General features: G+C 62.1%; 11 protein-coding genes, 1 tRNA gene and 1 pseudogene. 6 read left to right on the top strand and 7 right to left on the bottom strand.

All coding sequences use genetic code 11. The features are described from left to right. Window positions 1-92: 92 nt before the first annotated feature. A pseudogene (locus WDB88_RS15895) lies at window positions 93-584 on the bottom strand (IS110 family transposase); the annotation flags it as partial. 44 nt (window positions 585-628) lie between these two features. Here WDB88_RS15895 and WDB88_RS15890 point away from each other — a divergent pair. The 4 genes from WDB88_RS15890 to WDB88_RS15875 all read left to right on the top strand — a co-directional run bounded on the left by WDB88_RS15890 (window position 629) and on the right by WDB88_RS15875 (window position 4,853). After that, window positions 629-1,657: a Mu transposase C-terminal domain-containing protein gene (locus WDB88_RS15890; RefSeq protein ID WP_339109985.1), complete on the top strand. Its 1,029-nt coding sequence runs from the start codon at window positions 629-631 to the stop codon at window positions 1,655-1,657. A 2-nt stretch (window positions 1,658-1,659) separates the two neighbouring features. Next, window positions 1,660-2,613, top strand: a complete 954-nt coding sequence (locus WDB88_RS15885) for a TniB family NTP-binding protein (RefSeq protein ID WP_339109984.1) — start codon at window positions 1,660-1,662, stop codon at window positions 2,611-2,613. A 10-nt stretch (window positions 2,614-2,623) separates the two neighbouring features. After that, window positions 2,624-4,162 (top strand): TniQ family protein, encoded by a 1,539-nt coding sequence (locus tag WDB88_RS15880; RefSeq protein WP_339109983.1) that lies wholly within the window; start codon window positions 2,624-2,626, stop codon window positions 4,160-4,162. A 136-nt stretch (window positions 4,163-4,298) separates the two neighbouring features. Beyond that, the gene (locus WDB88_RS15875) at window positions 4,299-4,853 is read left to right on the top strand and encodes a hypothetical protein (protein WP_339109982.1); all 555 of its coding nucleotides are present in this window, start codon (window positions 4,299-4,301) and stop codon (window positions 4,851-4,853) included. A 253-nt stretch (window positions 4,854-5,106) separates the two neighbouring features. On the opposite strand, the gene WDB88_RS15870 is transcribed toward WDB88_RS15875, so the two are convergent. Then, window positions 5,107-5,181: transfer RNA gene (locus WDB88_RS15870), tRNA-Gln, on the bottom strand. Window positions 5,182-5,286: 105 nt separating this feature from the next. On the opposite strand from WDB88_RS15870, the gene WDB88_RS15865 reads away from it, so the two are divergent. Continuing rightward, window positions 5,287-6,474: an NAD(P)/FAD-dependent oxidoreductase gene (locus WDB88_RS15865; protein WP_339109981.1), complete on the top strand. Its 1,188-nt coding sequence runs from the start codon at window positions 5,287-5,289 to the stop codon at window positions 6,472-6,474. Between the two features lie 98 nt (window positions 6,475-6,572). Here the strand turns inward: WDB88_RS15865 and WDB88_RS15860 are convergent, their stop codons facing one another. Further along, window positions 6,573-6,935 (bottom strand): cupin domain-containing protein, encoded by a 363-nt coding sequence (locus WDB88_RS15860; RefSeq protein ID WP_330629494.1) that lies wholly within the window; start codon window positions 6,933-6,935, stop codon window positions 6,573-6,575. A 256-nt stretch (window positions 6,936-7,191) separates the two neighbouring features. Here WDB88_RS15860 and WDB88_RS15855 point away from each other — a divergent pair, with 256 nt between their 5' ends. Continuing rightward, on the top strand, window positions 7,192-7,806 hold the full coding sequence (locus WDB88_RS15855; protein WP_330629493.1) for a trimeric intracellular cation channel family protein: 615 nt from the start codon (window positions 7,192-7,194) through the stop codon (window positions 7,804-7,806). A gap of 19 nt (window positions 7,807-7,825) precedes the next feature. Here the strand turns inward: WDB88_RS15855 and WDB88_RS15850 are convergent, their stop codons facing one another. The 4 genes from WDB88_RS15850 to WDB88_RS15835 form a co-directional block, all read right to left on the bottom strand. After that, window positions 7,826-8,866 carry a DUF475 domain-containing protein gene (locus tag WDB88_RS15850; RefSeq protein WP_330629641.1) on the bottom strand — a complete coding sequence of 347 codons (1,041 nt, stop codon included), beginning with the start codon at window positions 8,864-8,866 and terminating at the stop codon, window positions 7,826-7,828. Further along, complete coding sequence (locus WDB88_RS15845) at window positions 8,853-9,815, bottom strand: 2-hydroxyacid dehydrogenase (protein WP_339109980.1); 963 nt, start codon at window positions 9,813-9,815, stop codon at window positions 8,853-8,855. The genes WDB88_RS15850 and WDB88_RS15845 overlap by 14 nt, the downstream gene beginning before the upstream one ends. A 198-nt stretch (window positions 9,816-10,013) precedes the next feature. Further along, window positions 10,014-11,249: an AGE family epimerase/isomerase gene (locus WDB88_RS15840; protein ID WP_339109979.1), complete on the bottom strand. Its 1,236-nt coding sequence runs from the start codon at window positions 11,247-11,249 to the stop codon at window positions 10,014-10,016. A 1-nt stretch (window position 11,250) separates the two neighbouring features. Continuing rightward, on the bottom strand, window positions 11,251-12,450 hold the full coding sequence (locus WDB88_RS15835; RefSeq protein ID WP_330629490.1) for a replication initiation protein: 1,200 nt from the start codon (window positions 12,448-12,450) through the stop codon (window positions 11,251-11,253). Between the last annotated feature and the right edge of the window lie 81 nt (window positions 12,451-12,531).

Below are 12,531 nucleotides of genomic sequence, written 5' to 3'. Positions count from 1 at the left end.
ATCAAGGACCGTTTGGGCCGTCAGATTCTGGGGACGTAATTGTTCCGTTCCATGCTTTCGATCTGTCGCGAACTCCTTTAGGTCGCCCCGGCTCAAATACCGGCAGTGACCTCGTCTCTCGGTGCGTCAAACGCGGTTCTGTGTCTGAGGATACTCCAGGCCATGCGCGCCAGTTTGTTGGCCAGCGCCACGGCCAGCTTGTTTCTGTTCATCCTCTCCGATGCGCGGATCAACCAATCGCCAAAGCTGAAGTCAGGCTATCGATTGGCCCGCATTAGAATGACCTTGGCGGCCTGAACGAAGAGCATCCTCAGGTATCGACTGCCACGTTTGGAAATGCGGCCAAGCACCGTTCGGCCACCCGTGCTGTATTGTCTGGGAACCAAGCCGACCCATGCCGCAAAATCCCGTCCACGCCCGAATGCCTCTCCCGTGCCAATCGCGGCAACCATCGCCGTCGAAATCATCGGTCCGATACCAGGAATGGTCATGACGTTGACGCAGTTCGCCTCGGTGCGGCTGATCTGCTCGATCTCTTTTGAGACCGCGTCGATCCGGTCATCCAGCCAGAGCCAGTCGCCGTAAGGGGGCGTGGGCGGACGCTGTCGGGGCTCTGACTCCTTGGGACATGCATGGCACGCCCGAGCTGATCGTCTTTGATGGTGGCTCTGCCTTCAAGTCGATGCGCTTTCGCATGGCGGCCGAGGATCTCGGTGTAATGTGGGAGATGGCGATGAATGGTGTGCCGGAAAACCGCGGAACGATCGAGCGCGCATTCGGCAGCTTCCGGAGCGACTTCGCGCCGCGTCTGTCGGGGCACACGTTCTCCAGCATCATGGAGAAGGGCGATGCGGATCCCGAGAAGCGCGCAGCGCTGAGCCTGGACGACTTCACCTTCGCGCTGCTGCGTTGGGTGATCGACATCTACCACAACACGCCCCATCACGGGCTGGGCGGCGAAACTCCTGTGAAGGCCTGGCGTCGCCTGTCGAAGCTGCATGGCGTGACGCCGCCGCCGGATGCGGAGATGATGCGGCTGTGCTTCGGCCACGAGCGCGAGTATCGCCTCGACAAGACGGGCATTACCATTCTGGGCGTGCGCTATCAATCTGAAGCGACCCAAGCGCTCTTCCGTCGCGAGGCGCCCGAGAAGGTGTCCGTGCGGTGGCACCCCAAGGACATCGGCGCCATCTCGGTCAAAGGGGGCAATACCTGGTACGAGGTGCCTGCGCTTGACCCGTCGCTGCAGGGGGTCGCAGCACAGACCTGGTTGACGGCTGTCCGTCACGTCCGCGACGCGAACCCGAAATCGAACCGGCTCGACAATGTTGCTGTCCGTGACGCCATCAGGGCGATCAAAGAGCGCAACGATGCCGCGATGGCCGCGGCCGGCCTCAACCTCGAGGACTGGTCCGAGAAACGCTGCGCGAAGGAGGAGAAGAAGCTTCTGGCCGGTATCGAGTTCGTTGAGCGCAAAGAGCTGCGCAACGCAAAAGAGGGTCTGGGCATGGAAATCCCCGCCTCCTCCGAGCTGACCGTGGCGGCTGAGAAACCCTGCACGGCGGAGACGCCCGCCAAACCTGCGAAGCGGACCACCAAAACGCGCAGCGTCACGCCCACCTCGTCCAAATCCAACATGACCATCGAGGAGAACTGATCATGGCAAAAGCTGATACCGCAAAGAGCGCCTTGGAGCGGGTCCGCGGCCTCCATATCGGTTCCGCGCGTGACGCCGAGGCGGCACTGCATCTGACGCGCCTTCTTGCCACGGACGAACAGGGGGACCTGACCCCTGTCGCCAAGCGCTTCACCCGAACCGGGGAAACCCGCGGGGTCATGCTGATCGGCGGGCCGGGAAGCGGCAAGTCCCATCTGTTGGAGCGCACGTTGTCGAGGCTTGCGGTGCTGCAGGAGGGTGAATACGGGCGGCCGCGTTATCTTGGCTGTTCGGTGCCCAGCCCTGCAACGTTCAAGAGTATGATCCTCGCTCTGCTGGAAGAAAGTGGCTACCCCGACGCCAATCCGCGCAGGGAGGCGTGGTCTCTCTTGCAGGACCTGCGTCACCGCTTGCAGCTTCTCGGGATCTCGGTGCTCTGGATCGACGAAGCGCAGGATCTGTTCTGCGCGGACCGCAAACTGATCCTGCGAGCGCTGAAATCCCTGATGCAGGGCGACGATGCCGTCATCGTGGTCCTGTCCGGCACGGAAGACCTCGCCGGGGTCATTCGGACGGATCCGCAGGTAAAGCGCAGGTTCACCGCGATGGTACTGCCCGATCTCGTGGAGCAGGTCGATAGCGCTAGTTTCCGCGAGATCATCACGCAATACTGCGCGCGGGTGGGCCTCGGGGCGCCGATTGAGGCGGATCTGATCGGACGCCTCTTCCACGGGGCACGCTATCGCTTCGGCCGGGCGCTCGAGCACCTGCTGCAGGCCATAGAAATCGCCATCGGGCGCGGTGACGAAGATCTGGACATCGGGCATTTCGCGGCGGCCTATGCAATGAACGAAGCCTGCACAGCTGCCGACAATGTGTTCTACGCCGAGCACTACTGGCTCTTGAAGCCCGATGAGATCGAAGAGGAAGATCCCCCTCGCCGGCGCAAACGGTGAGGGCAGTTTCATGACCACGCTTTTCCCCATGCTGCCCTTCATTGATGATGAGACGCCTTTGTCTTGGGCGGTGCGGCAGGCCGCCTTCCATACGCGCGGCCCTGTTCCGGCGTTTCTGCAGGACCTTGGCATTCCGCTTGTAGCGCTTGCCCGCGGCGACGAGCAGGCAGTTCGGCGCCTTTGCGAGAAGGCGGGGCATGATCCTGCGGCGGTCCTGCGCAATACGATCTCCGCTGTTGGTCCTCGGCGCTACCGGTTGCGCGGGCTCGACTTCGCTGCCGCCTTCACCTGCGGTCCAGTCACCCGCGTCTGTCCCGCCTGTCTCAGCAAAGATATGGCCGAGGCGCGATATTCCAATGCCGCACTGCGTCATCGCCTCCTCTGGAAACTGGCGCCGGTCAGGACCTGCGCGGTTCACGGGATCGCGCTCCGTGACCTCTGCGCGGGGACGTGGGACAATCTCGCAGGCGCGCTTCAGGCCGTGACGGCCCTGGATGTTGCCGGGCAGCAAGTGCGCGATGTGGTGCGCACGGTCTCCCCGCTGCAGGCCTACGTTGCCGCGCGTCTGGAGCATATCGCAGGGCCCGCATGGTTGGATGGTCAGGATATCGACCAGGCTGTACGGGCGACAGAAATGCTGGGTGCGCTCGATCTCTTCGGCCCGAAGATGAAAGCCTCGGAGATGAGCCAGGATATGTGGGATGCAGCCGGGCGTGCAGGTTGGCCCATCGTCTTGAGTGGCGGCGCGGCGATCCGTCAGAATCTTATGGCGCGCGTCACGTCCTCCAGAGGCAAGCGCGCAGCACCTCGCGCGGTCTTCGGCATGCTCCATACGTGGTTGTCCAGCCACCGACCAACCCAGAATCCGGAGCCTATTCGGGATATTCTTCGCGATGTGATCGTCGAGACCACCCCGCTCAGCAAGGGGCAGATGCTTCTGGGTAAGCCGGTCACAGATCCCCACCTGAGCAGCGTCGCGTCGATCGCAAGGGCGGAAGGTGTTGATGCGGGAACGATGCGCGATGTCCTGCAGATGGCGGGGCTGTTGGACGCTGAGGACGTCGCGCAGCGCAGCAATCGGCTGGTGGTCGACTACACGGTCGCGCGCGATTTGATCGACATCGTGAAACATGCCGTTCCCGTCTCTTGCCTGCTGACCATGCTTGGGGCTTCCCATGCGCTCGTCGAGCTGCTTATCGAGATCGGCCAGTTGCAGCTCGTTCGGGGGCAATATGCGCTCGCCAGCAAAATCGGCAAAGCCGTCAACGGCCAAAGGGTGAAGCCGATCCTTCGGCTTCTGGAGGCGAGATTTCCGTTGGTTGAAGAGGTGCCAAAAGGCTTCGCCTATCTCTCCAGGGCTGCCGAAAAATCCCGCGCCGAGGCGAAGTTTATCCTCGAAGTGATGTTCCTCGGCCATCTGAAACGGGGCTATCGGGTGTCCGGCGCACACGGGTTTGCAGCGCTGGTATTCGATCCGGAGGAAATCCAGGCGCTGGCCGAATCCCCTCCGCCCGGTCTCTCCGAAGCCTCGTATTTCCTGATTAGCTGACCCACAGAACTCGACGTTCCTTTGAAACCCAGATCATGCCGCCTTCGGGCGGCATTTTTTTCTGAACTTTCGATGGCCATTTTCTCTGTGTAAAATGGACAAATGGTGGCCTCAGTGCAGAAGCCGGCATTTTAGGATGTATAATTTCAATAGCTTATGGCGCATCAAAAAGTCTCAATGGACAATTACTAATGGGTCCAACAGCACTCTGCACCATGTCACCCGGCTGCTGAGCGAGGGTCGCCTGGCATCCGCCGTTTTGACGTATCGTGAATCCGGCGTCCTCGGCCTGCGCCTGAACCCGACCGATCTGGTCCAGGCTCTGGAGCAATCGAACGTGCGCGATCTGACGCTGAGAGAGGCGCAACTCGCACTGGGCGTCAACGAGGCTTCGATCCGGAAATTACGCTATACCGGATGCCTCCCGAGCTATTCTCTTGCGGTCGACTCCGTGGTTCCACGACGGATCCTGATCCCATGGGATGCCATGAAAGTCTTCCAAGCCAAGTACATGTCGGTGAAGGTCGCAGCGCGGCAAACCGGGCTGACCGGCACCGAGATACGCTACCTGGCGCGGTCGCGGGGCCTGGGCTTCGCGCCGGAGTTGGGCGATCTGCCATTCTACCCCACCCACGCGCTCCTGCAGATCAACGCGGAGGCCCGCAACGAGATGGCCGCAGCCTCAGACTGACTTTTCGGAAATTCAGAAATACCAAAGTCCCGTGCTGATCTCAGCACGGGGCTTTTTCTTATGCCAGAGAGCGCGGTTCCGTCGCACGATCAGTGCGCCAGTTTTTCTTCCCGCAGTTTCGAAGCTTGATAGGGTCGGGAGAGCATGTTCCGGTCGGCTCCAGAAGCTCAATCCCAAGTCTTCCCCGGACAAATCCCAAACTTGGGCCGGATAAACCCAAATTCATACCGGACTGGACACAACAGGAAGGAGTTGGCTGGGGCGGTAGGATTCGAACCTACGGTGCGCGGTACCAAAAACCGGTGCCTTACCACTTGGCTACGCCCCAACTCTCTGTCAGTGAGGGGGCTTTTAGCCAAGCCGCTCGGAGGGTGCAAGAGGAAAAATCAGAAAAGATTTGTCGCCGCCCAAACTTTCGTGCAGGGAAGATCGCATGATGAGATTTGACGCAATAATCATTGGCGCTGGCGCCGCAGGCCTGATGGCCGCAATCGAAACCGGACGTAGCGGAAGGTCGGTCTGCCTGATCGATCATACCGCAAGACCGGGGGAAAAAATCCGAATCTCCGGCGGTGGCCGGTGCAATTTCACGAATCGCGAGCTCGACCATCTGACCGCGCGCGACCGATTCCTGTCGCAAAACCCGCGCTTTGCCCTCTCGGCACTCTCGCGCTACAGCCCGCAGGACTTCATCACACGCCTCGACCGCGCGGGCATCGCTTGGCACGAGAAACACAAAGGCCAGCTCTTCTGTGACGGCAAGGCCTCGCAGATCGTCGACATGCTCACCCGCGACCTGCGCGAGGCCGGTGGCACGCTCAGCCTCGACACCACCGTCGAGACCATCACCCGCGAGGGCACCGACTTCCACGTCACCACCTCGCAAGGCCTCCTGACAGCCCCCAAGCTCGTCATCGCCACGGGCGGCAAATCCATCCCCAAAATGGGCGCCACCGGCATCGGCTACAAGATCGCCGCGCAATTCGGCCTCTCGCTCACCGAAACCCGCCCTGCCCTCGTACCGCTCACCTTCGCGGAACAAGAGCTGGTGAAAACCAAACCGCTGGCCGGCACCGCGATCCCCGTCACCATCCAGCACAATAAGACCCGCTTCGACGAGGATCTGCTCTTCACCCATCGCGGCCTCTCGGGCCCCGCCATCCTGCAGATCTCGAGCTACTGGCGCGACGGAGACCCGCTCACCCTCGACCTCCTGCCGGGCCAGAACATCGCCCGACTGCTCGCGGATCAACGTCAGGAGAAAGGGCGCATGGCGCTGCATAACGCGCTGGCCCGATGGCTCCCCGAGAAGATCGCGGCGCTGGCGGTGGCCGAGTCGGGCCTGCAGGGCCGTCTGGCCGACCAAAATAACGCCAAACTCGAGCACCTCGCCACCTATGTCCATCAATGGCAGATCAAACCGGTGGGCTCCGAGGGCTACCGCACGGCGGAAGTCACGCTTGGCGGGGTCTCCACCAAAGACCTCGACGCCAAAACCATGGAAGCCAAATCCCAACCCGGCCTCTTCTTTGTCGGGGAAGTGGTCGATGTCACCGGCTGGCTGGGCGGTTACAACTTCCAGTGGGCCTGGGCCTCGGGCTTTGCCGCAGGCAAGGCCTAGACCGGCTTCCACGCGAACGGGGAACGAAGGACGGGGGACGGGCCGCAGGCTGCGGTCTCCCGTCCGCCAGACCGCAGCCTGCCGACCCCGCCCGACCATCAGGCCTGCTTGTAATCATACATGTAGATCTTGCGGATCGGCTCCAGAACCTCCCAGCGGCCACGCCACCCCAAGGGCATCATCAGCGCATCGCCCGGACCATATTCGGTATGGCGACCATCGGGCTGGACCACCCTCAGGCGGCCCTGCAGAAAATGGCAGAATTCCGACCCGCCCTCCATCTCCAGCTCGAACTGGCCCGCAGTGCACGCCCAAAGGCCCAGCTCCACCCGTCCGTCCGCACTGCTCCAGAGCGTTTTGGCGGCCTCGCTCATCCCCTCGGTCAGCGCCCCTTCCAGCGGGCTGAACGCGCCCAGATCCGTGGTCAGCGCATCGGGAAAGCTTTGAAAATCGATCATCATAAGTGTCCTGAAACCGGAAAAGATACCGCAGTGTCGATGAGGCCGCCGGACGACGCAAGCGCGATTCCACTCCGCCCGCGCGGCACGCAACCTGCGAAGGCAGACCACGACGCGCCCCCGAAATACGCCACAGACCAGACGCACGAAATTTTGCCCGTAAAGTAACCGCAAAAGAGCAACAAATAGGCTATTTAAAAACACCCGATTCCGGATTACATGCCAGCCCGAAGTGCCCGCCACCCTATCGGAGCCCGTTATGACACCGCTCGCCTCTTCCGCCCTGTTCTGGCTGGATATTGCCGGTATTGCCGTTTTTGCCGCCTCGGGCGCACTTGCTGCGGCAAAAGCCAAGCAAACGCTTGTAACCTTTGCCTTTTTCGCGTCCATCACGGGAATCGGCGGCGGCACATTGCGCGATCTTCTGATCAACGCACCGGTCTTCTGGGTGCATAATTCATGGGTGCTGACCACCTGTCTGGTGGTCAGTTTCGCGGTCTGGAAGACGCCCAAACGGTTCTGGAACGAACGCGCGATCGACTGGTTCGATGCGGTCGGGCTGGCGGCCTATTCGGTCTATGGTGCGGCAAAGGCGCTTGCCTTCGGGGTCTCTCCGCTGACAGCGGCGGTCATGGGGGTGATTACCGCCTGTGCGGGCGGCATTTTCCGCGATGTACTGGCGGCCCAGCCCTCCATCATCATCCGCCCCGAAATCTATGTCACCGCCGCCGCCGCCGCCTCGGCGGGGTTTGTGGTGCTGACATTGGCCGGTTGCCCCTTCGCCATCGCGGGGCCGCTGGCCGCCGTCTTCGGCTTTATCCTGCGCGCACTGGCCATTGCCCGCGGATTGTCGCTGCCCTCCTATCGCGGCTAAGCGCCCCCCTCGGGGGGGCTCAGGCCCGCACCCGCCGGTTATAGCGCACCGAAGACAGCAGCGCCAAACCGATAAACCCTGCCCCCAGCAGCCCCGTCACCAGCTCGGGGATCGGCATCAGGGTCTGCACGAACATGATCACCGACAGCACGAGAATCGACCAGAACGCCCCGTGTTCAAGATAGCGGAACTCGGTCAGAGTGCCCTGCTCGACCAGCATCAGGGTCATCGCGCGCACATACATCGCCCCGATCCCCAGCCCGATCGCGATCAGGAACAGGTTCTGGGTCAGCGCGAAGGCCCCGATCACCCCGTCAAAACTGAAGCTGGCATCCAGCACCTCGAGATAGAGAAACGCCCCCAAACCGCCCTTGGCCACCATGCCCGCCGCCTCGCGCCGGTCCAGATAGGCCCCCAGCAGCTCGACACAGAGGAAGGTCGCAAGGCCAAACACCGCCGCAAACAGGAACTCATCCTGCGAGGCTTCGGGCAACGCGGTGGAAAAGCCCATCATCACCAGCAGGACCAGCACGATTTCCGTGCCCTTCACCGCCCCGAACCGGCGCAACCCGCGCTCGATTCCGGTGATCCAGTCAACATCCTTCTCGGCATCGACAAAATAGCTCAGCGCCACCATCATCAGGAACGCGCCGCCAAAAGCGGCAATCTGCAGATGCGCCCCGTGGATGATCGCCGCATAGCGCGCAGGCTCCGTGGCGGCCAGATGCACCGCCTCAAGCGGGCCGATCCCCGCCGCCACCACGACGATCAGCAGCGGAAACACCACCCGCATCCCGAAGACCGCAATCACGATCCCCCAGGTCAGAAACCGCCTGCGCCATTTTTCGGACATCTGTTCCAGCTTGTTGGCATTGACGATCGCATTGTCGAAAGACAGCGAAATCTCCAGCACGGCCAGAATCGCCCCGATCAGCAGGAACCCGAACGCCCCCGACAGCGTGGCGCTATAATGCAGCCCCAAGCCGAAGGCCCCTGCCAGCGCCAGCACCGTTATCGCGAAGGGCCAGTAAAAATATTTCAGCACATCAAGTCTCCACATATCGGCCCAGATCGACCGGACTGACCAGTTCTGCGCCAGAGAAATGCGCATTCAGATTATCGACCACAAGCCCCGCCATCGCATCGCGTGTTTCTTCGGTGCCCGAGGCATGGTGCGGATAGAGCGTCACATTGGGCAACGCTACCAGATCGGGGTTAGGATCTGGTTCATTCTCGTAGACATCAAGCCCCGCATGGCCCAACCGCCCGTCGCGCAATGCCGCAACCAGCGCCGCCTCATCCACCACCGATCCGCGCGCCACATTGATCAGCAGCCCCTCCGGCCCCAGCGCCTCGATCACCGCATCGTCGACCAGATGCCGCGTGCCCGCACCACCGGCGACAATCACCACCAGCACATCGGCCTGTGCGGCCAGATCGGTCAGCACGGGCACATAGGTATAGGGCACCGCCTTCTTGCGCCGGTTCCAGTAGCGCAGGTCCATCTTCATCGCCTGCGCCCGCTCCGCGATCGCCAGACCGATCGTGCCAAGCCCGACAAGCCCCAGCACCTTGCCTTTCAGACTGCGCCCCAGCGGCATCGGACCCTGACGCGCCCAGATCCCCTCGCGCACCCAAGCCTCGCCCGCCACCAGACCACGCGCGGCCCCGAGCATCAGCATGATCGCGCAATCGGCCACATCATCGCAAAGCGCAGGGCTGGAATTGGTCAGCGCAATCCCGCGCCGTGCCAAGCCCTCCAGATCGAACCCGTCAAACCCCGCCGAAGAACAGGCCACAATCCGCAGATCCGGCAGCGCCGCCAGAATATCGGGCGTGACCTTGCAATGCCCGTCGGTCACCAAGGCCGCACAGCCCGCGCCCTCGCGCGCCAGAAACGCCGCGCGATCCGTGGCCAGATCGGCACGCAGCACCCGATATCCCGCCTCAAGCCGTGCCATTGCCTGCGGACGCAAAGGCCGCAGCACCATCACCCTTGTGTCGTTCATGCGTGTCTTCCCCTTCCATTGCTGCGGCCCGAGGCCTGCGCCGCCCGGCCCAAGGCGGCTTGCACATCATGATAGGGCGCAAAGCCCCTGCCGGCACCCCTCCTTGGGAAACACCCCACCGCAACAATGCCCCAAAACGGCGACAAAGCCCCAGAGGTTAAAGATAACACATTGAATATACTTTGTAATCCAAGAGACCTAGCCCTTCAGGCGGGCCTCCAGCCCGTCCTGCAACCGCGAGACCCCCTTGGCCAAGGGGAGCAGATCGGCCTGTAGCGCGTGATAGATATCGGGCTTGCCCTTGAACTGCCCCTCCACGGGCCGATCATCCGCCCCGAGTTCCGGATACCAACCGCCACGCGCCTGATCCACCAGATGCGCCTCCCCAAAGGCCCATAGCCTGCGATACCACTCCTCGCCCGCAAAGGTACCCGTTTTCAGGAGCGCCGATATCGCCCCGATCCCTTCACATACTGGCCACCAATAGCGGGCGTTACGGTCCACCTGCCCGTCGAAATCCAGCGTATAGACAAAACCGCCCCTGCGCCCCCATGCCAGCCGGAGCGCCTCTTCCACCAGACACCGCGCCGCCTCGGGCAAATCCTCATCGACCCGCCCGCGCAGATCCCAATATTGCAAGACCAGCCGCGCCCATTCCACCGAATGTCCGGGCGTCGTGCCTGCAGGCCGGAACACCGGATCGCCCTCATAGCCGCGATCCACCTCCCAACGCTCGGAATAATGCTCTGGAATCCGCCAGTTATACCGGGGAGCAATGCGGCGGATAAACACATCGATCAGCCGCCCCGCCCGCACCAGAAACAGCGCCTCGCCCGTGGCCTCATAGGCCGCCAGATGCGCCTCGGTGGCATGCATATTGGCATTCATACCGCGATATTTGTCCAGATGCGCCCAGTCTTCCGACCAGTCCTCGACAAACAGCCCCGCGCCCTCATCCCAGAAACGCTGCTCCAGCACCTCGGCCACATCGGCCAGAAGCCGGTCCGCCTCGGGATGCCCTGCCCGCTTGGCCGAAGCCGCCGCCAGCAGCACGAACATATGGCCATAGGCCTTCTTCGTGCCATCCGCCACGCCCGAGCGCACCGCATGGAAAAACCCGCCGCGCTTGGCGTCACGGTGCGCGCGCCACACAAACCCCATACCGGCATCCACCATATCGGCGCCCTCGGCAAAGCCCAGCGACAGGCCCAGACTATAGGAATGGATCAGCCGCGTGGTGGTGTGCAGCTCTTGCGGGCCGGGGATCGGCTGCCCCGCATGGTCCAGCACCGCAAACCGCCCGCGCCCCTTCAACGAGGCCAGAAAAAACCGCAGCTGCCGCTCGGCATCCTCGCGTAACCATGCGTGATGATGCGGGTTTTCAAGCCACGTATCGTCAACCTCCAGCATCTCGCGCGGGGCAACAGGGTCCATCTCACACCTCGAATGCATCGGGCGACAATTCCCGCCAGAAGGCCGCAATAGCGGCCGCATTCAGCGCCGACATCCAGCCGTGACGCTCGAAATCATCGCGCTCGCTGCCTTCAAGACGCGACAAAAACAGCCGCTTATCGGCATCGCGCTGGGTGGGCGTGCGGCTTGCGGCCAGATCGCGGATCACCGTCAACTGCTTCACCCGCTCGGCCAGCGCCGGATCGGGGGCGGGGTTTCGCGGCGAAACCTTATCCGAGCGTTCGGGCCGGTAATCATCCTTCAACGCGGCACTCAGATAGCCGATGGCATTCTTCACAGCCCCCTGCCCCGCCACGTAATCCACCTTCTGGCGCACATAGTCCTCGCCATGTTCGGTGATCCATTGCCGCGCCAGCCGGTCCGACACGCCCAAAGCCAACAGACGCGCATAAACCGGACTTTTGCGCAGCCCCTCCCCGTCATCCAGATCAAGGATCGCCAGCTGCGGGTTCTCCCCGATGCGGAAACGGATCTCGGTCACCGACCGGCCCATCTTCTTGAATTCCGGCGTCACCATGATGTTGGAGGACTTGTTCACCTCGGCTACGGCAGGCTTGATGATCTTGGCGTTCAGATGTTTGAACACCTCGTAATAATCGCTATCGGCCACGCCCATCAGCCGCCGGAACAGATCAAGGCTCCACCAACCGGTCGATCCCGTGCGCACGAAACGATAGCAATTCTCGTAAAGCGCCAAGGCATGGCCAGAGGTGAACCGGCGCTGGATATTCAGGTTGATCAGCGCGAAGACCTTGGGATCATTCAGTTTTTCGGCCAAGGCAGGCGAATAGGCATATTCGCAGACACCGCCCTTCAGCTTGGCATAGGACAGAAGCGAGCTGATACCCCATTCCTGCTTGCCCTCGCTATCGAGCATATCCCACTCGGCCACCGTCTCGGCCAGCCCGCGCAACGACTGCTTCAGCGTGTCCATGTCGTTGGAATTATAGCCGATCATCAGGCACAGGGTGCGCGCGTCAATGCGGTGCACCTGCTGGCTGATCAGCGTGTCATAGGCGTTGAGCAGCAATACATTGGACAGTTTGCGCTGCAAGAGCGTCAGCTTGCCCGACACATGGATCGCCGCCACATGTTTCTTGACTGCGCCGCGGCGCAAGGACCCACTCAAATGGTCCTTAGGGATATCATCCAGCTCGTTCATCCTGCCCGGCCTTTTTTATGCCTTGTGAAAGCGGGCAGAGATTCGCCCGCAAGCTTTGCGATCTAGCCGATTATTTGCCGA

The organism is Thioclava sp. GXIMD4216, assembly GCF_037949285.1.
GTDB lineage: Bacteria > Pseudomonadota > Alphaproteobacteria > Rhodobacterales > Rhodobacteraceae > Thioclava > Thioclava litoralis.
The sequence above is the reverse complement of the archived record's forward strand: the minus strand, read 5'-3'. Positions and strand labels throughout refer to the sequence as shown.

Bases quoted from the DNA above. Each gene is read 5' to 3' on its own strand.
- WDB88_RS15890 (WP_339109985.1), top strand. From the start codon at position 629: ATGCATGGCACGCCCGAGCTGATCGTCTTTGATGGTGGCTCTGCCTTC.
- WDB88_RS15885 (WP_339109984.1), top strand. From the start codon at position 1,660: ATGGCAAAAGCTGATACCGCAAAGAGCGCCTTGGAGCGGGTCCGCGGC.
- WDB88_RS15880 (WP_339109983.1), top strand. From the start codon at position 2,624: ATGACCACGCTTTTCCCCATGCTGCCCTTCATTGATGATGAGACGCCT.
- WDB88_RS15875 (WP_339109982.1), top strand. From the start codon at position 4,299: ATGTATAATTTCAATAGCTTATGGCGCATCAAAAAGTCTCAATGGACA.
- WDB88_RS15865 (WP_339109981.1), top strand. From the start codon at position 5,287: ATGATGAGATTTGACGCAATAATCATTGGCGCTGGCGCCGCAGGCCTG.
- WDB88_RS15860 (WP_330629494.1), bottom strand. From the start codon at position 6,935: ATGATGATCGATTTTCAAAGCTTTCCCGATGCGCTGACCACGGATCTG.
- WDB88_RS15855 (WP_330629493.1), top strand. From the start codon at position 7,192: ATGACACCGCTCGCCTCTTCCGCCCTGTTCTGGCTGGATATTGCCGGT.
- WDB88_RS15850 (WP_330629641.1), bottom strand. From the start codon at position 8,866: ATGTGGAGACTTGATGTGCTGAAATATTTTTACTGGCCCTTCGCGATA.
- WDB88_RS15845 (WP_339109980.1), bottom strand. From the start codon at position 9,815: ATGAACGACACAAGGGTGATGGTGCTGCGGCCTTTGCGTCCGCAGGCA.
- WDB88_RS15840 (WP_339109979.1), bottom strand. From the start codon at position 11,249: ATGGACCCTGTTGCCCCGCGCGAGATGCTGGAGGTTGACGATACGTGG.
- WDB88_RS15835 (WP_330629490.1), bottom strand. From the start codon at position 12,450: ATGAACGAGCTGGATGATATCCCTAAGGACCATTTGAGTGGGTCCTTG.